General features: G+C 45.4%; 5 protein-coding genes. All 5 read left to right on the forward strand.

Going from position 1 to position 20,851, the window contains the following annotated elements; all coding sequences use genetic code 11:
• Positions 1 to 23: 23 nt before the first annotated feature.
• Positions 24 to 7,673, forward strand: a complete 7,650-nt coding sequence (locus tag VB693_RS24980) for an SDR family NAD(P)-dependent oxidoreductase (protein ID WP_323268611.1) — start codon at positions 24 to 26, stop codon at positions 7,671 to 7,673.
• Complete coding sequence (locus tag VB693_RS24985) at positions 7,670 to 9,463, forward strand: fatty acyl-AMP ligase (RefSeq protein WP_323268612.1); 1,794 nt, start codon at positions 7,670 to 7,672, stop codon at positions 9,461 to 9,463. The genes VB693_RS24980 and VB693_RS24985 overlap by 4 nt, the downstream gene beginning before the upstream one ends.
• 76 nt (positions 9,464 to 9,539) lie before the next feature.
• Positions 9,540 to 9,821 (forward strand): acyl carrier protein, encoded by a 282-nt coding sequence (locus VB693_RS24990; RefSeq protein ID WP_323268613.1) that lies wholly within the window; start codon positions 9,540 to 9,542, stop codon positions 9,819 to 9,821.
• Between the two features lie 101 nt (positions 9,822 to 9,922).
• The gene (locus VB693_RS24995) at positions 9,923 to 19,222 is read left to right on the forward strand and encodes a non-ribosomal peptide synthetase/type I polyketide synthase (RefSeq protein WP_323268614.1); all 9,300 of its coding nucleotides are present in this window, start codon (positions 9,923 to 9,925) and stop codon (positions 19,220 to 19,222) included.
• The coding region (locus VB693_RS25000) for a condensation domain-containing protein (RefSeq protein WP_323268615.1) at positions 19,219 to 20,851 on the forward strand (1,633 nt) is incomplete at its 3' end. The genes VB693_RS24995 and VB693_RS25000, both read left to right, overlap by 4 nt.

Raw genomic sequence — 20,851 nt, forward strand, 5'->3', positions numbered from 1 at the left:
ATTAAAAATTTTAGAGGAACAAAATGGACAAAGAACCCATCGCCATTATTGGAATAGGATGTCGTTTTCCTGGGGCTAAAAACCCGGAAGCCTTTTGGCATTTGCTGCGCGATGGGATAGATGCCATTACCGAAGTGCCGAAGACACGCTGGGATATAGATGATTTTTATGATGCTGACCCAGCGACACCAGATAAAATGACTACGCGATGGGGTGGTTTTTTAGAGCAAATAGATCAATTTGACCCTCAATTTTTCAATATTGCCCCTAGAGAAGCCGCCAGTGTAGATCCTCAACATCGGTTGTTACTAGAGACCACCTGGGAAGCCTTAGAAGATGCTGGACAAAATCCTACAGCCTTAGCGGGTAAACCTGCGGGCGTGTTTATGGGGATTTCTAGCTTCGACTACGATAAGCTACGCTTCCAAAATCCCGTTAACTTAGATAGCTATGCAGGTACAGGTACAGCTTTATCCTTGGCTGCTAACCGGATTTCCTATGCTTTAAATTTCACAGGCCCAAGTATTGCTATTGATACTGCTTGCTCCTCATCTCTGGTAGCAGTTCATCTAGCTTGCCAAAGCTTGCGGAATGGGGAATCTACCTTAGCTTTAGCTGGGGGTGTGAATGTGATGGCTTCCCCTTGGGTGACAGTCACCTTTTCTAAAGGTGGCTTCATGGCCACTGATGGTAGATGTAAAGCTTTTGATAGTCGGGCTAATGGCTATGTTCGCAGTGAAGGGGCTGGGGTTGTAGTATTAAAACTACTATCTCAAGCTGAGGCAGATGGCGATCGCATTTATGCCATTATTCGTGGTAGTGCAGTTAATCAAGATGGTCGCAGTAACGGTATCACCGCACCCAATTCTTTAGCGCAAGAAGCCGTACTCAGAGAAGCCTACCGTCAGGCGGGAGTATCTCCTGGTAAGGTGCAGTATATAGAAGCCCACGGTACAGGCACAAAATTAGGCGACCCCATAGAAGTCAAAGCCTTGGGGAAGGTACTCAATGAAGGTCGCATTCCTGGAGAATATTGTGCTTTAGGTTCAGTCAAAACTAACATTGGTCACGCCGAAGCCGCCGCCGGTATTGCTGGATTAATTAAAGTTGCACTCTCCCTAAAACATGGGCAAATCCCGGCGAGTCTGCATTTCCAAGAAGCCAATCCTTATATTCCCTTTGATAAATTACCCCTACGAGTCCAGCAAAAACTAGAATCTTGGCCAGAAATTGGAGAAACTACTATAGCTGGGGTGAGTTCCTTCGGTTTTGGTGGGACTAATGCTCATGTTGTCTTGGGAAGGCAGGGAGCAGGGAGCAGGGGGCAGGGAGCAGGGAGCAGGAGGCAGAAAGATGTCTTTTCTCCTACACCCTTACACCCTTACACCCCTATACCCCTACACTTGCTGACTTTATCGGCTAAGAGTGAAAAAGCACTGCAAGAACTAGTGCAGAGTTATCAGGACTATCTCAAGAATCATCCTCAAGTATCATTGACGGATGTTTGTTTTACAGCTAACGTTGGACGCAACCATTTCGATTATCGGTTAGGAATTGCTTCTAACTCTACAATCAAACTACAAGAGCAATTAGCCGCATTTTTATTAAAACAAGACACTCCCGGAGTCTTCCAGGGACAAATCAATAGTCGCAAACATCCTAAAGTAGTCTTTTTATTTACAGGTCAAGGTTCGCAGTATGTCGATATGGGGCGGAAACTCTACGAAACCCACCCCACATTCCGCCAAATCCTCGATGACTGCAACCAAATCCTCCTACCCTACCTAGAAACACCCCTCCTAGAAATCCTTTATCCCCAGTTACCAGTCCTCAGTCCCCAGTCCCCAATCAACGAAACTGCCTATACCCAACCCGCCCTCTTCGCCTTAGAATATGCCCTAGCTAAACTCTGGCAATCTTGGGGGATAGAAGCCTCGGCAGTCATGGGTCATAGCGTTGGGGAATATGTCGCCGCTTGTCTGGCGGGGGTGTTCAGCTTAGAAGATGGCTTAAAACTCATCGCTGAACGGGGTAGGTTAATGCAGGCATTACCCTCAAATGGAACAATGGCAGCGATTATGGCAGATGAACAGACAGTGTTATCTGCTATTCAACCCTACGGTGAGCAAATCGCCATAGCAGCCTATAACGGCGCAGAAAGTCTCGTCATCTCTGGACAACGCCAAGCTATAGAAGCCGTTTGTCAGCAACTGACAAATCAAGGTATCCAAACCAAGCCTCTACAGGTTTCCCACCCTTTCCATTCTCCCTTGATGGAGGCGATGCTGGGGGATTTCGAGCAGGTAGCCAAGACAGTACAATACTCGTCTCCTAAAATTCCCCTAATTTCCAACCTGACAGGACAAATTGCGACAACAGACATCGCCACACCTGAGTATTGGGTGCATCATATCCGCCAACCGGTGCAATTTGCCTCCAGTATGAAGTTGCTGCACCAGCAAGGTTATCAGATATTTGTAGAAATTGGCGCGAAACCCACATTAATTGGCATGGGTCGCCAATGTTTACCTGATGGTGTAGGGGTTTGGTTGCCGAGTTTGCATCCCAAGCAAGGCGAATGGGAGCAAATTTTAGCAAGTTTGGCGGCGTTGTATGTCCGGGGTGTTCCCATCAACTGGGGCGAATTTTATCGACATTCTGACTGTGAGCCAGTTTCTTTACCTACCTATCCTTTCCAACGACAACGCTATTGGATAGAGACAGTATCACCTCTGCATCAGCCAAGTTTCAATTTAGTTCAGGGTCAACAGCACCCCTTACTTGGTCAAAGGCTGAATTTAGCAGGTGTGAAGGAAATTTGTTTCCAGTCCGAGATTAGCCAAAATCAACCCGCTTATCTGCCAGATCATCGCGTTTTTGGTGAGGTCATTGTACCAGCTACCGCTTATCTCGAAATGGCATTGGCTGCGGGATTTAAAATATATAAATCTGTACAATTAGTATTAGAAGATATTAGTATTTTACAGCCATTGATTTTGGGAGAAATAGGCATAACCTTACAAATTAGCCTATCTCCAGGTGATGGTAGTTATCCATTCCGAATTTTTAGTAGTGAAAATATTACAGATACTGAATCAGTATGGAGACTCCACGCCACAGGTAAATTACTGCGGGGTGAAAATCAAGCTGAACCGATCCAAACTGACTTAACAAAATTGCGATCGCCATGTTATGAAAATATAGCACCTCTGAATTACTATCAGCAATGTCAAAATAGAGGTATTGATTATGGCTCTAGTTTCCAAGCTATCCAACAACTCTGGTATGCTCCAGGTTTGGCGATGGGACAGGTGCAGTTAGCAGAAACTTGGGCAGATCAAAATTATCACCTGCATCCGATTATTTTAGATGCAAGCTTCCAAGTATTAGGTGCGGCTTTACTCCATGAAAATCAACTAGATACGTATTTACCCGTAGAAATTAAGCGGTTACAGATTCATAGTAGTCCGGGAAATCTGGTTTGGAGTCACGCAGAGATTAACCCAGACACAAATCAAGAACTTATTAGTGGCAATGTTAGCCTTTATACGGAGGATGGAGTAAAAATAGTTCATGTACAGGGTTTAGAGTTGAAGCGGTCGCGCCTACTTCCCACAACCCAAGACAATTGGCATAACTGGCTTTATCAAGTGGCGTGGCGGCAAAAAGTCCACTTTGCCAGTTCACAACTCAGCCCTGATTACTTGGTATCTCCTGAGCAAGTAAGTATGAAAATTTCTGCTAAATTGCCTGATATACTGACTGATTTTAATTGGTCAGAGTATCAGCAAGTCTTCACCCAAATGGAAGCCTTAAGCATCGCCTACATCATTCATGCTTTTGCACAAATGGGGAGAAAATTCCAACTTGGGCAACGTTTTGCTACAGCAGACATCATCACCCAACTGGGCATAGTCAACCGCCATCACAGGTTGCTACATCGGCTATTAGAGATTGTGGCAGATGCGGGTTACTTACAGGAAAGTAACTCACAATGGCAGGTAATACATATACCCCAGGATTCCAACCCAGACACCAAATTAAATCTCCTGTTGGCAAAATACCCTAGTGCAGTTGCCGAGTTAACATTATTGGGGCGTTGTGCGAGTAAACTGGCATCAGTCCTGCAAGGTGACAGTGACCCCTTGCAATTGCTGTTTCCTGAAGGCGACATGACCACCGCTACCCAAGTTTATCAGGATTCTCCAGGGTCGCAGGTACTGAATAGTTTAGTGCAGCAGGCTATTTCCTCAGCTTTAGCACAGTTACCTCAAGACAGAGGTGTGCGGATTCTCGAAATTGGGGCGGGTACGGGAGGAACTACCGCTTACATTCTGCCAACCCTACCAGCAAAGCAAACAGAATACATCTTTACTGATTTATCCCCCCGCTTTACTACTCAAGCCCAAGAGAAATTTCGCGATTATCCCTTTGTACAGTATCAAGTATTAGATATTGAACAGGAATTAAAGCCACAGGGATTCGAGTTTCACCAATATGATGTCGTGGTAGCGGCTAACGTCCTCCACGCCACCCAGGATTTAGCACAAACCTTGCAAAATATCCGCCAGTTATTAGCACCGCAAGGGTTACTTATACTATTAGAGGGAACTATTCCCCAAGCTTGGCTAGATTTAACCTTTGGCTTAACTGAAGGTTGGTGGCGATTTAGTGATACTGAGTTACGTCCCAATTATCCCCTGCTAACGAGTGAACAATGGCAGCAAGTCTTATTGCAAGAGGGATATCAAGCAGCCGTCACCCTACCTTTAGCCGCAGCAACCCAAGGTAGTTTAAATCAGCAATCTGTAATTGTGGCACAAGCCGCCCCCACGCAGAAAACTGTAGCGGCTGCTACGTCCAAACATTGGCTTGTATTGGCTGACTCTCAAGGACTTGGTGAAAAATTAGCGACTCAATTACGAGAAAAAGGTGATATTTGCACCTTAGTTTTCTCAGGCGAGGACTATAAATTACTGGATAGGGAAACTTTGACGCTCAATCCCACTCAGCCAGAGCATTTTCAGCAACTACTAACTAGAATTAGCAATAGTGAAACTGCTTTACATGGTGTTATTAATTGCTGGAGTTTAGATACATCTGATGCTTTAACGAGTCTTAACCTGAAGTTAACGAGTAAAGATTTAAAAGCCGCATCCAGACAAAGTTGTGGTAGTACCTTACATCTATTGCAAGCATTAACTAAGACAGATTTTACCTCACAGCCTCGGTTATGGTTAGTCACCAGAGGGGCGCAATCTGTGGAGGGTAATGTTTCTGGTGTAACCCAATCTGCACTCTGGGGAATGGGTAAGGTAATTGCTTTAGAACATCCAGAACTTAAATGTGTGCGGGTAGATTTAGATTCTCATCCGGTTGAGGATGAAGTCAACGCACTTTTAGCTGAGATTTTAGCAAGTGATGAAGAAGATCAAGTTGCTTTCCGCCATCAGCAGCGTTATGTGGCGCGGTTAATTAGGACGGGGGAAAATCAGCTAGAAATTCCTGAAAATCAGCCTTTTACCTTAACTATTTCCCAAAAAGGAACTTTAGAAAATTTAACCTTTGAACCGACTGTACGCCGTTCACCTGATGCGGGGGAAGTAGAAATTAGAGTCAGGGCGACGGGGTTAAACTTCCGGGATTTGCTCAACGCTTTAGACTTGTATCCTGGTGATGCGGGGACGTTGGGTGGTGAGTGTGCTGGTGAAATTGTCGCCGTGGGTGCGGGGGTATCAGGTTTAGCGGTGGGTGATGCTGTCGTAGCGATCGCACCCGCAAGTTTCAGTCAATATGTGACAGTGAATGCTCAAATGGTAGCACCAAAGCCAGCCAATTTGACCTTTGCCGAAGCCGCAACTATTCCCATTACCTTCCTGACAGCGTATTATTCACTACATCATTTAGGAAAAATTGCCCCTGGAGAACGGGTATTAATTCATGCGGCGGCTGGTGGTGTGGGACAAGCCGCCATTCAGTTAGCCCAACAGATAGGTGCAGAAGTATTCGCTACTGCTAGTCCTGGAAAATGGGATTTCTTGAAATCTCTGGGAGTCGAACAAATTATGAATTCCCGTAGCTTAGACTTCGCCGAGCAAATAAAAGAAATTACTGAAAAACAAGGTGTAAATATTGTCCTCAATTCCCTAACCTCAGACGAATTTATCAGCAAAAGTTTATCTGTGTTACAACCCCAAGGGCGGTTTGTGGAAATTGCCAAGCGGGGAGTATTACAGACTGACGAAGTATTAAAAGTGCGGTCAGATATCGCTTACTTTTTAGTGGATTTAGTAGAAGTTTGCCAACAGCAACCCACCTTAATTCAATCAATGCTGGCGAAATTAATGCCGCAATTTGCTACAGGACAACTCAAACCCTTACCCCAAACCCAATTTCCTATAACAGATGTAGTAGATGCTTTCCGCTATATGCAGCAAGCCAAGCATATCGGTAAGATTGTCGTCACTCAAACAGAACTTACCTTCCGTGCAGACAGCACCTATTTAATTACTGGTGGGATGGGTGGCTTAGGCTTACTCGTGGCTGAGTGGATGGTAGAGAAAGGGGCGAGACATTTAGTATTGCTGGGACGCAGTGGTGCAAATGGCGAGGTGAAACAATCTATCAAAACACTGCAACAAAAGGGCGCACAGGTGATGGTGACACAAGCGGATGTCGTCAACCTAGAACAGATGACCAAAGTTATAGAAGATATAGAGCGATCGCTTCCTCCATTGCGCGGTATTATTCATGCTGTCGGGGTATTAGATGATGGCGTACTCCAACAACAAACCTGGGAACGCTTCACCAAAGTTATGTCTCCCAAAGTAGAAGGTGCTTGGAACTTACATCAACTTACCCAACATCTACCCCTAGATTTCTTCGTCTTATTCTCCTCCGTCGCCTCCCTCTTTGGTTCACCAGGACAAGCCAACCACGCCGCCGCTAACGCCTTCCTTGATACCTTTGCTCATTACCGACAACAGCAAGGACTTCCAGGCTTGAGTATTAACTGGGGTGTAGTAACTGACATTGGTGCAGCCGCCAAACGCCAAGCAGATTCCTGGGTAAAAGCTAAGGGTATCGGTACGATTGCGCCACATCAAGTATTAGCAGTATTAGAACAGCAAATGTTAGCCCCCGCATCTCCCCAAGTCGGGGTAGTTCCCGTTGATTGGTCGAAGTTTAACATCTCGCCGTTCTTCCAAGATTTGCAACCTCAAGCCAAATCCACAGAACCATCCAGCCAAGCTGGGGAATTTCTCCAGCAATTGGATACTATCCCCAAAGGTGAACATCGTGCTTACTTAATGAATCATGTCTGTAGCCAAGTCGCCACAGTTTTGGGTGGGAATCCCGCAACAGCCATTGATATTCAGCAAGGCTTCTTTGATTTAGGTATGGATTCCCTCACCTCTGTAGAGTTGAGAAACCGCTTGCAGACAAGTTTAGGCTGTAGTTTACCTTCCACCCTCACCTTTAAATATCCGACAGTAACGGCACTGGTGGATTATTTAGCAATGGAAGTGCTGAATTTGGCGACACCGCCACCAGAGACAAACGTAAAAAATCAGGATTGGGAAGCCGTCAAACAACTCTCTGACGATGAAGTTGATGCTTCCATCGCCAAAGAAATTGCCGAACTAGAAGCATTACTGAGGGGGAAATCATGATTTCTACAGAAATTAAACAATCACTACAGCTAGAAAATCAGTTCTCCACCTTAGTAGAACTGCTGCAATATCGAGCCAAAATCCAACCTGAGAAAACTGCTTTTACCTTCCTCCAGGATGGAGAAATAGAGACTGGTAGTTTAACTTATCAAAGTTTAGCGCAACAAGCAAAAGCGATCGCCTCTCAACTTCATCTGAGAGGGAAAATAGGTGATGGCGTTCCGCCCATCATAGGTGATCGCGCTCTGTTACTATATCCCCCAGGGTTAGAATTTATTGCCGCCTTTTTTGGCTGTTCGTATGGGGGCGTTGTGGCTGTACCCGCCTATCCACCGCGACGTAATCAGAATTTATCCAGACTTCAGGCAATTGTCGCCGATGCTCAAGCCACGGTGATTCTGACTACCAAATCCCTATTACCTCAACTTCAAGAGTGGTTTAGTCAGAATGCAGAATTAGCCGCTATCAAACTCCTCGCCACTGATGACTTAAACAGTAACTTAGCGGCAAACTGGCAAGCACCACAACTGAGTCAAGACAGCCTAGCCTTTTTGCAATACACCTCTGGTTCTACAGGTAAACCAAAGGGTGTCATGGTGAGTCATGGTAACTTATTACATAATTCCGAGTACCTCAAGCAAGCTTTTGGACTCTCATCTGAGAGCATTTCTGTTTCTTGGTTGCCCAGTTTTCATGATATGGGGTTAATTGAAGGAATTTTGCAACCCTTGTACACAGGGTTTCTTGGGGTATTAATGCCGCCTGTCTCCTTTGTCCAGCAACCAATTCGTTGGCTGAAAGCTATTACCCGCTATAGAGGTACACATGGCGGTAGCCCCAACTTTGGCTATGATCTCTGCACCAGAAAAATCACTCCCGCACAAATACAACAGCTTGATTTAAGTAGTTGGAATAATGCTTACTGTGGTGCTGAACCAGTGAGTAAAGCCACCCTAGAGAAATTTACGGAAATTTTCCAAGCTTGTGGTTTCCGTAGTAATGCCTTTGACCCTTGTTATGGATTAGCTGAAGCTACCTTAATGGTTTCTGGAGGACTAGTAGAAGATGAGCCGGTGTATTGTGCGGTGGAAACTGAAGCACTAGAAAACAACCAGGTGGTGATTAGTCAAGGAGAACAGCAAAACGTTAAGCAACTTGTGGGGTGTGGACGTGCATGGCTAGATACCAAAATTGCGATCGCACATCCAGAAAACTTAACTCAGTGTAAACCCGATGAAATTGGTGAAATCTGGGTATCTGGTGCTACTGTAGCTTGTGGTTATTGGCAACGCCCTGAAGAGACAAAGCAAACTTTTCACGCCTATCTAGCAGATACAAAACAAGGGCCATTTCTGCGGACTGGCGACTTAGGATTTTTGCGTGATGGTGAGTTATTCGTCACCGGACGCATCAAAGACGTACTAATCATCCGGGGACGGAATCATTACCCCCAAGACATTGAACTCACAGTAGAACAAAGTCACCCAGCTTTAAGGCCAAGTTGTGGTGCAGCTTTTACGGTGACAGTCAAGGGAGAAGAGAAGCTGATTGTTGTTCAGGAAGTAGAAAGAAGTTGGTTGAGAAAGCTAGATGGAGAAGCCGTAATTATTGCCATTCGCAAAGCCATTGCTCAACAACATGAACTGCAAATTTATGCCACATTCTTAATTAAAACTAACACTATCCCGAAGACATCCAGTGGCAAAATTCAGCGTCGATTATGTCGAGAAAAATTACTTACAGGCAAATTGGAGGTATTAGCTTCAGACAATAAAAATCTCATAAGTTAGTAGTCAGGGCTTTAGCCCTTTCTTCGAGAAAATCCGTTAACAAAAAACTAAAATCCTTAGTATAAAAAATAAAGAAATGACAACAGCTAACACAAAAACTATTCCTTCCACTGAACAAATTCAAGATTGGCTAATTTCCTATATGGCCGATATGCTAGAGATTACAACCAATGAAGTTGATATCAGAATGCTGTTTGATGAATATGGTCTAGATTCTTCTATGACTATAGGGATGATAGGTGATTTAGAAACTTGGTTGGGCTGTAATTTAGATCCAACATTAGTTTATGATTACTCAACTATTGAAGATTTAGCCAAACACTTAGGCTCTAATTTAATATCAGATAATTTGCTCTAACTTTTTATTAGTGAGATACAGGTGATGATTTCTGCATCTGTTGCAGCTTAAAGCAGAGATTAAGACATACCAGGTAGAAGGGTTATTAGGGGTAAATTGTAATGAGTTCCGAAACCACCGAGCAAATGACTGCATCCCAACGGATGTTATTAGCACTCAAAGAAGCCCGCGCCAAACTAGAAGCCTTTGACCGTGCTAAAACTGAACCCATCGCTATTATTGGCATAGGTTGTAGATTTCCGGGGGGAGCTAACAACCCGGAGACATTTTGGCAGTTATTGCGTGATGGTGTAGATGCCATTACAGAAGTGCCTAGAAGTCGTTGGAATATCGATGAATACTACGACCCCAACCCAGAGACACCAGGGAAAGTTTACACCCGCTATGGCGGATTTTTAGAGAATGTAGACCAATTTGACCCCCAATTTTTCGGCATTTCCCCCAGAGAAGCTGTTAGCATGAATCCCCAGCAACGCCTTTTATTAGAGGTAGCTTGGGAAGCGTTAGAAGAAGCTGGGATTAATCCTAAACAACTAGTTAATAGTTTGACAGGCGTTTTTTTGGGTGTCGGCCCCAATGACTACGCCAAGTTACGGATGAATGCAGACAAAGCCGAGAATATCACTGCCCACGATGGCACAGGTAACGGTTTGTGCTTTGCTTCTGGTCGGTTGTCTTATGTTTTGGGGTTGCAGGGGCCAAATTTAGCAATGGATACCTCCTGCTCATCTTCTTTGGTGGCAGTGCATCTAGCTAGCCAGAGTTTACGGGCTGGAGAATGTAACTTAGCGATCGCAGGTGGTGTTAACCTAAACTTATTCCCCGAAACTACCCTATTTCTCTCCCGCACCCACGCCTTAGCCCCTGATGGACGCTGCAAAACCTTCGATGCGGCCGCCGATGGTTTTGGCAGAAGCGAAGGCTGTGGGGTGATTATCCTCAAAAGATTATCTGATGCTTTGGCTGATGGCGATTGCATTTGGGCAACTATTCGCGGTTCGGCTGTCAACCACGACGGGCCAAGTAGCGGTTTAACAGTACCCAATCAACTCGCCCAAGAGCAACTAATTCAGCAAGCCCTCGATAATGCTAAAGTCACCCCAGCACAAGTCACCTACATCGAAGCCCACGGGACAGGAACTTCCCTCGGCGACCCCATCGAAGTTGGTGCATTAGCATCAGTATTTTGTCGCCAACGTTCCCCAGAAGAACCATTAGTTATAGGTTCAGTCAAAACCAACCTCGGTCACTTAGAAGCAGCAGCAGGAATTGCCGGACTAATCAAAACAGTCCTAGCACTACATCACGGCGAAATTCCACCGCACTTGCACTTCCATCAACCCAGTCCCCATATACCTTGGGAAAACTTGCCTGTTATTGTCCCTACTCAACCTACACCTTGGCAACCCAAAGATAAATCACGCATCGCTGGGGTAAGTTCCTTTGGGATGAGTGGGACTAATGTGCATATTGTTTTAGAGAGTCCCGTAGAGACGTTGCACGCAACCTCTGTCAATAGTCAACAGAAAAATGAGTGTCCAGTGCATCTGTTGGCTTTGTCCGCTAAGACTGGGGAAGCATTAAAAGAATTAGCAAGAAATTATACAAAATATTTACAAATTCACCCACAAATATCCTTAGCTGATTTGTGCTTTACAGCTAATACAGGACGCAGCCATTTTGAGCATCGGTTAGCTGTGGTAACTGATTCTGTGGCAAAGTTGCAAACACAACTGAGTGCATTTGCTGAGAATAACCCAGCAGAGGGATTATTACACCATCACCTTACCCAAAGAAAAACTTCTAAAATAGCTTTTCTGTTCACAGGTCAAGGTTCACAATACCTCGGCATGGGCAAACAACTCTACGACACCCAACCAGTATTCCGCGAAACTTTAGACCACTGCGACAAAATTTTACAGCCGTATTTAGAAAAACCCCTATTAGAAATCCTCTATCCCCAATCTCCAGTTCCCCAATCCCCAGTCAACGAAACTGCCTATACCCAACCCGCCCTATTTGCCTTAGAATACTCACTCTATAAATTATGGCAATCTTGGGGGATTAAACCGACTGCGGTCATTGGTCATAGTGTCGGGGAATATGTCGCGGCTTGTGTTGCTGGCGTGTTCAGCTTGGAAGATGGGTTAAAACTTATTGCCCAGCGTGCCAAATTAATGCAATCTCTACCTCCAGGGGGGAGTATGGTTGCAGTCTTAGCAGATGAAAGCACAGTTCGTCTAGCTATACAAAATTATGCCCAAGATGTAACCATTGCAGCAATTAATGCCCCTGAAAATATAGTCATTGCCGGTAAACAAGAATCGGTGCAGGCTGTAGTTGCCATCTTAGAACAAGAAAGCATCAAAACCCGCAACCTGACAGTTTCCCATGCCTTTCATTCGCCCTTGGTAGAGCCAATTTTAGAAGAATTTGCCGCCACACTCCAGCAAATTACCTTTCACGCACCGCAAATTCCCTTAATTTCCAACGTCACCGGCAAAGTCTTCTCACCAGGAGAAATTCCCGATGTCGCCTACTGGCAACGCCACACCCGCGCCCCAGTCAGATTTATGGACGGGGTAAAAACCTTATTTGAACTTGGCTGCGAAATATTTTTAGAACTAGGGCCAAAACCAGTTTTGGTTAACTTGGGCAAACAGTGCCAAACAGAAAACAGTGCAATTTGGCTAGCTTCCCTCATGCCCGAAAAGAGTGATTTTCAGGTACTACCGAAGAGTAACCACACAGGCAGCACAACACCCAAGAAGAATGAAAAAAACACCTCCTCTCCTCCTAACCTGTCACCTGTCACCTGTCACCTGTCACCTGTGTCTCTTCACAGCCTATCTACCTTATACATCCAAGGTGTAGCAATTAACTGGCAAGGATTACAGCCAGACTATCCACGCCAACGCCTCTCACTTCCCACCTACCCCTTTCAGCGACAACGTTACTGGATTGAACACAACAACATCCCCATGAATCCCACACACGAAAATATTCCATCTGTCAATACCCAACGCCAGGAAGAAATATTAGCACAACTGCGTTCTTTAGTCGGGCAAGTGCTGCAAGTTCCTCCAGATAAAATAGATGTAAACACACCATTCTTAGAAATGGGTGCAGACTCTATTTTTTTGATGGAAGGGGTACGCAGCATCGAAAACTCTTTTGGCGTTAAAATTGCCATTCGCCAGTTTTTTGAAGAATTAGCCACCATCAACGCTTTAGCTACCTATATTGAGCAGCATATTGCAGTTAGTGTAGTTAGTGAAGGACATCGGCAAGAGTTAGCAATACCTAAGTTGGTCAATGATTATTCTTCTGAGTCTACGACGGGACAAAATTTTCCGTCGAATTTGGAGGAAGTATCTACTCAAACTGTTGCCACAATTGTCCGAGTTGCACCCAGTAACAGCGCAAGTAACGGCAATGGTGCAGCTTCTTCCCACTCAGACACAGCCATAGAAAGGATTATGGCGCAACAACTGCAAATGATGACACAAATCATGTCAGAGCAATTGCAGGTGTTACGCGGTACTCCCGCATCAACCCAGCCAAACTTCACACCCACCAATGGTAACGGTAACAGCAACGGCAAAAGTAAAACCACCAACGGTAACGGTAACGGTAACGGTAACGGTAACAGCAAAGGACACCACCCCCCACTCCCAACTCCCAACTCCCAACTCCCAACTCCCAACTCAGCACTTCTCAATCCCCACTCCCAAAAACACCTAGAAGACCTCATCCAACGTTATACCCAACGCACCCAAAAATCCAAACAAAGGGCGCAAGCTTCCCGCCATCACTTAGGTGATAACCGTGCTGTAGCTGGATTCCGCATGGGAATTAAAGAAATGCTCTATCCCATTGTCGGGACACGTTACCAAGGCGCACATTTTTGGGACTTAGATGGCAACGAGTATGTAGATTTAGCAATGGGTTTCGGCACACATTTATTTGGACATGGTGCGCCGTTCCTGATTGCAGCTATTAACGAACAACTGCAAAAAGGTGTAGCTGTCGGCCCCCAACCAGAACTAGCCTTAGAAACTGCCGAATTACTGTGTGAACTGACGGGTGCAGAACGGGCTACATTTTGTCAATCAGGTTCAGAATCAGTGATGGTAGCCTTGAGATTAGCACGGACTGCCACCAAACGCGATCGCATTGCTATCTTTACAGGTTCTTATCATGGGCATTTTGACGGGGTATTGGCTCAACCAGAAGGAATGTCCAGCGTCCCCCTTGGCAACGGCATCGCCGCTAATACCGTCAAAGATGTTTTAGTCTTAAACTACGGCGACCCCAAAGCTTTGGAAATTCTCCAAGCGCAAATGCACACCCTCGCGGCGGTAATGGTCGAACCTGTGCAGAGTCGCTTTCCTAACTTGCAACCACGAGAATTTTTACAGGAATTGCGTCACCTCACCGAAGCAGCAGGGACAGCCTTAATCTTTGACGAAATTATGACAGGCTTCCGCATCCATCCAGGGGGAGCGCAAGCCCATTTTGGGGTCAAGGCAGATTTAGCCACTTACAGCAAAATATTTGGCGGTGGTCTACCCCTAGCCGCAGTCGCAGGTAAAGCCAAGTTCATGGACGGTATAGACGGCGGATATTGGCAATTTGGCGACCAATCATATCCCCAAGCCGACCGGACATTTTTTGCTGGGACATTTAATAAACATCCCCTAGCAATGGCAACTTGTCGAGCCGCTTTGAAATATTTAAAAGAACAGGGTGTACAGTTACAAACTAATTTAAATGCTCGGACTGCCTATCTAGTCGAACAACTCAATCATATTTTCACAGAGCAACAAATAGACATCCGGGTGGTAAATTTCGGCTCACTGTTCCGGTTTGTCTTCACCGCTAACATGGATGTGTTCTTCTACCACCTCCTAGAAAAAGGTGTGTACATTTGGGAAGGACGCACCTGTTTTCTCTCCACAGCCCACACCGACTCAGATATTGAGTGGATTATTCAGGCGGTGCGAGACAGTATTACAGAAATGCGCTCAGGTGGTTTTTTTCCCCACACCCAACAGGAGAATGTCACCGTAAAAAAGTCTCCAGCGTCGCTGCCAACAGCTAACTTAAATCAGCCAGTAAATAAAGCTGGCTTTTGGGAACGACGCAAACAAAAAACTACCCCTAGGGAAAAAACTAACTATATTCCCAGCCAAAAAGTACAATTTAGCTTGTACTATTTCGGCAACTACGAATCAGAATTTAGCCATGATAAATATGACCTATTATTTACCGGGGCTAAATTTGGCGACAAAAATGGATTTAGTGCCGTTTGGATTCCTGAGCGTCATTTTCATGCCTTTGGCGGGTTTTCTCCCAACCCCTCAGTCATTGCCGCCGCCATCGCCAGAGAAACCCAAAACATTCAAATTCGCTCCGGTAGCGTTGTCCTCCCCATACACCATCCCATCCGAGTAGTAGAAGAATGGTCAGTAGTAGATAACCTTTCCCAAGGACGCGTCGGTATTTCCTTCGCTTCCGGCTGGAATCCCAACGACTTTGTATTGGCCCCCCAATCCTTCGGGAAACATCGAGAACTGATGTTTCAACAGATGGAAACAGTCCGTAAATTGTGGCGGGGGGACTCAATTCAAGTGCAGAACGGAGTCGGTCAAACCGTTAGCGTGGAAGTATTTCCCAAACCCATGCAAGCCGAACTGCAAGACTGGATTACCATCGTCAATAATCCAGACACATATATCAAAGCTGGAGAAATGGGTGCAGGCGTATTAACCAACCTGATGGGACAGAGTGTGGAAGACTTGGCAGAAAATATTGCCCTGTACCGCGAATCTCTAGCACAGCATGGTTATGATCCCTCAGTAGGCAGAGTTACAGTATTACTACATACATTTGTCGGTAAAGACTTAGAACAAACCCGCCAACAAGCCAGAGAACCACTCTGTAAATATTTTAAATCTTCCCTAGCTTTATTCCAAAATCTCGTGAAAACTCAAGGCTTAGGGATAGATTTTGATAGCCTGAGCGAAGATGATCAAGATTATATTTTATCCTCTGCTTGCGATCGCTATATTCAATCTAGTGCATTAATCGGCACACCTGAAACTTGCGCTCAAGTCGTCGCCAAACTGCAAGCCATCGGCGTTGACGAAATCGCCTGTTTAATAGACTTTGGCGTAAACCCCACCGCAGTAGTCGCCAGCCTCCCAGAATTAAACGACCTCAGAGAACTCTATCAAAACCGCCCATTTTTCATCACAGCCCCCCTCAGCACCGCCCAAAAACAACTATGGGTACTAGCGCAACTGAGTAAGGAAGCTTCCACCGCCTACAACGAATCAGTCAGCCTCAAACTCCAAGGTAAACTCAACCTACCAGCCTTAACCCAGGCGATGCAGCAAATAGTCAATCGCCACGAAGCACTCAGAACCAGCATCAGCCCCGAAGGCGACGTGCAGCAAATTTTCCCCTTTGATTTGTCCTCAGAAACTCCTCCTCTCCGCGCCTCTGCGCCTCTGCGTGAATTAACCCCAGAACCCTTCGACCTTACCAAAGCACCCCTCTTCCGCCTCCACCTCATCCAACTATCCCCAGAAGAACACAGACTAACCCTGACCGGCCATCACATCATCGTCGATGGTTGGTCAGTAGGAGTCATCCTCCAAGAACTCAGCACCTTATACACAGCCATCTGTCAAGGTAAAAAATGCCAACTCCCTACCCCAATGCAATACCGGGAGTATATCAACTGGCAAATCCAACAAAGCCAGACAGAAGAAATGGCAACCCATGAACAATACTGGCTGCAAAAATTTGCCGACACCATCCCTGCATTAGACCTACCCAGCGATAGAACACGCACCCCCATCAAAACCTATCGCGGCAGCAAGCAAAGTTTACTGCTCCATAGCGAGATAGGACGCGCCATTAAAAAAGTCAGTCTAGAGCAAGGTTGTACCTTATTTATGACCCTGCTTGCGGTATACACCACATTACTGCATAGATTGACAGGACAATCCAATATTATTGTAGGCATTCCCACAGCCGGGCGATCGCTTCCGGGTAGTGATAGTTTAGTCGGTTATTGCGCTCACGTCTTACCAATTAGCAGCGACTACCAAAGTACAACCCCATTCTCAGAATATCTCTTAGCTATCAGGAACGTCTTACTAGAAGCCTACCAACATCAGGACTATCCCTTTGCCGAACTAATTCAAAAATTAAACCTCAACCCAGATGCGAGTAGATCACCTCTAGTTACTGTTACATTCAACTTAGATAGATCAATCACACTGCCCAAGTTAGACGAACTGGAAACCAGTTGGTTCACTCAACCCATCAATTCCACTGACTACGATATTCATTGGAATATCACTCAGATAGAAGATGAACTAATTCTAGATTGCCACTACAACACCGATTTATTTGATGCCACTACCATTGAACGATGGTTGGGACACTTCCAAACCTTACTCACAGCAATTATTGCCAATCCCCGCCAACCTGTAGGGGAATTACCACTGCTAACAGCGACAGAATTACAGCAATTGTTAGTAGATTGGAACGCTACCCAAACTGATTATCCCGCCGATAAGTGCATTCATCAAATCTTTGAAGCGCAAGTAGAAAAAACACCTGATGCGGTAGCAGTTATAGGGGACAGGGAAGAGTTAACTTATGCTGAGTTAAATAACCGTGCTAATCAAGTGGCGCACTACTTGAGAAGACAGGGTGTAGAGTCAGGTGTCCTCGTGGGTATCTGTATGCAGCGTTCCCTTGATTTTATAGTGGGAGTATTGGGTATCCTCAAAGCTGGCGGTGTTTATGTACCCCTTGACCCAGAATATCCCCAAGAAAGATTGGCTTGGATGTTGGAGGATGTACAGCCGCAAGTTTTATTAACTCAGACGGATTTAATTGACAGATTACCGACATTTACAAACATCCTGTCTGTAGATGCAGCAGCCATCAAAAAGGAATCAACAGAAAATCTCGATACAGAGGTGACAGCCGACAACTTAGCGTACATCATGTACACCTCCGGTTCGACTGGCAAACCCAAAGGTGTCAGCATTCCTCATCGGGGAGTCGTGCGATTAGTTAAAGCCACAGATTATCTTAGCTTCACTTCAGAAGAAACCTGGCTACAATTAGCCCCTATCAGCTTCGATGCTGCAACCTTAGAAATTTGGGGTAGTTTGCTCAATGGCAGTAAATTAGTCATCATGCCCATTCCCAAACCCAGTTTAGAAGAGATAGGGCAAATAATCCAACAACACCAAATCACCACCCTATGGCTAACAGCCAGCCTATTCCATCTGATAGTAGATGAACGGATAGAAGACTTAAAAACAGTCCGACAACTCATAGCCGGCGGAGATGTACTATCAATCCCCCACGTCAAGAAAGTATTACAACATCTACCCCAAATTCGCCTAGTTAACGGTTACGGCCCCACCGAAAACACCACCTTCACCTGTTGCTACCCCATAACCAGTGACACCAACTTAGACTCATCAGTCCCCATAGGTCGCCCCATAGCCAACACCCAAGTTTACATCCTCGACCCCAACCTACAACCAGTCCCCATAGGAGTCTGGGGAGAACTCCACACCGGAGGCGCAGGACTAGCCCAAGGCTACTGGAAACGCCCAGACTTAACCCAAGAAAAATTTATTCAATTGGGCGTAGAGAATAGCACTATCACCTATCCCCAGTCCCTCACTCTCTACAAAACCGGCGACCTAACACGCTATCGCCCAGATGGAACAATCGAATTTAGAGGACGCATAGACCAACAAATCAAAATTCGTGGCTTCCGCATCGAACTAGGCGAAATTGAAACCAAACTAGCAACTCATCCCCAAATCAAACAGACAGTTGTTACCACTCAAGCTGATACCTTAATTGCCTACTTCATCCCCGAAGCTGAAGCACCGACAAACAGCGAATTACGTCACTATCTCAAGCAGCAACTACCAGACTATATGCTGCCATCAGCCTTTGTCTGTTTAGATACCTTCCCTCTTACACCTAATGGTAAAGTAGACCGAAAAGCCTTACCAGAAGCAGATTTAGCAAAACAAGCCCATGTACAATATATTGCTCCTCGTACTGAAAAAGAGCAAGCGATCGCCACAATAATTGCCTCAGTTCTCAACTTAGAAAAAGTCGGAATTGCCGATAATTTCTTTGAAATCGGCGGTAATTCGTTGAATGCGATGCAAGTGACTTCTCGCCTGCGGCAAACTTTCGGCGTGGAATTACCTTTGCGCCAGATGTTGGAATCACCCACAGTTATGGAACTGTCCACCTACATCGAGCAAATTTTCTCAACTATCCAAAAATTACAGTCTACACCTGTGGAGTTATCAGAAAATCGGGAGGAAATTGAAGTATGAAACCCATTGAAGAATTTTTGTCTGAATTAGGAAACCTGGACATTAAGCTATGGGTGGAAGACAATCCCAATTCCTCCCAAGGGGTGAAGCTGCGCTGTAATGCGCCCAGTGGTAGATTAACACCAGAAATTCGTGCTAATCTGAGCGATCGCAAGGCTGAAATTATCAGCTTTTTCCAACGGGTAAACTTAACCTCTGAAGTCGAATCAATTCCTACCGTAGCGCGAGACAACGGAAATTTACCTCTATCCTGGTCACAGCAACGCCTTTGGTTTCTCTACCAAATGGAAGGTGCAAGTGCCACTTACAATATGCCGGCGGCGGTGCAAATGACTGGGGTACTGGATATCTCAGCATTGGAACAGGCTTTACAAGAAATCATCCGTCGTCATGAGGTTTTACGCACCAGTTTTGCAAAGGTTGATGGTCATGCTGTACAGGTAATTCATCCTCACGCTAACCTGACACTCCCAATAGTCGATTTACAAGGATGCTCAGATCAAGTCAAACAATTAGCCATCCTCGATGCAGAGAAACCCTTTGACCTCACCCAAGCACCTCTGATGCGGGTGACACTCTTAAAGCTGAGTGAACAATCTCATGTGTTGCTGATGAATATGCACCACATTGTCGCTGATGGGTGGTCAATTGGCATATTAATTCAAGAAATATCTACTTTATATACAGTATTTATACAAAGTAAACCTTCTCCTCTCCCAGCATTACCGATTCAGTATGCAGACTTTGCTGTGTGGCAAAGACAATGGTTACAAGGGGAAGTATTTAGTCAAAAAATCAACTATTGGCAAAAGCAGCTAGCTGATGCACCACCACTATTAGAACTCCCCACCGACAGACCCCGCCCAGCCATTCAAACATTCCGGGGTAGTAGTCGAGATTTTCCCTTACCTCTGGAATTGACCGAACAACTCAATCGCCTCAGTCAGAAGTTTGGGGTGACGCTGTTCATGACCTTAGAAGCAGCCTTTGTCACCTTACTGCATCGTTACAGTGGTCAGACAGATATTCTTATTGGTAGCCCGATAGCTAACCGCGATCGCCCAGAGATAGATACACTAATCGGCTTTTTTATCAATACATTGGTATTGCGATCGCGTTTAGAAAATAATCCCCCATTCATCGAATTACTGCAACAAGTCAAGCAAGTGGCGTTAGATGCCTACGCGCACCAAGAAGTCCCCTTTGAGCAGATAGTAGACATACTACAACTTAAGCGTAATCTCAGCCATACACCTTTATTTCAGGTGATGTTTGCCCTGCAAAATGCGCCGATGGGCAATTTGGAATTACCAGGGTTGCAGTTGTCGCAGTTACCAATAGAGGCTATTACCTCCAAGTTTGATTTAACTCTGTCGATGACGGAGACTCCCCAAGGACTCATCGGGAATTGGGAATATAACACCGACTTGTTTGATTCTGAGACAATTACCCGAATGGCGGGACATTTCCAGAATTTATTGACCGCAATTCTGGCTAATCCCCAGCAAACGGTACAGGAATTAGCGTTACTAAGTAATGCTGAACGGCAACAAATATTAGGAGATGGGTATTCTACTGCTGAGTATATTGTCAATCAATGTCTGCATCAACGGTTTGAGGAGCAAGCAG

The organism is Anabaena sp. UHCC 0399, from assembly GCF_034931465.1.
GTDB classification, from domain to species: Bacteria; Cyanobacteriota; Cyanobacteriia; order Cyanobacteriales; family Nostocaceae; genus Trichormus; species Trichormus minutissimus.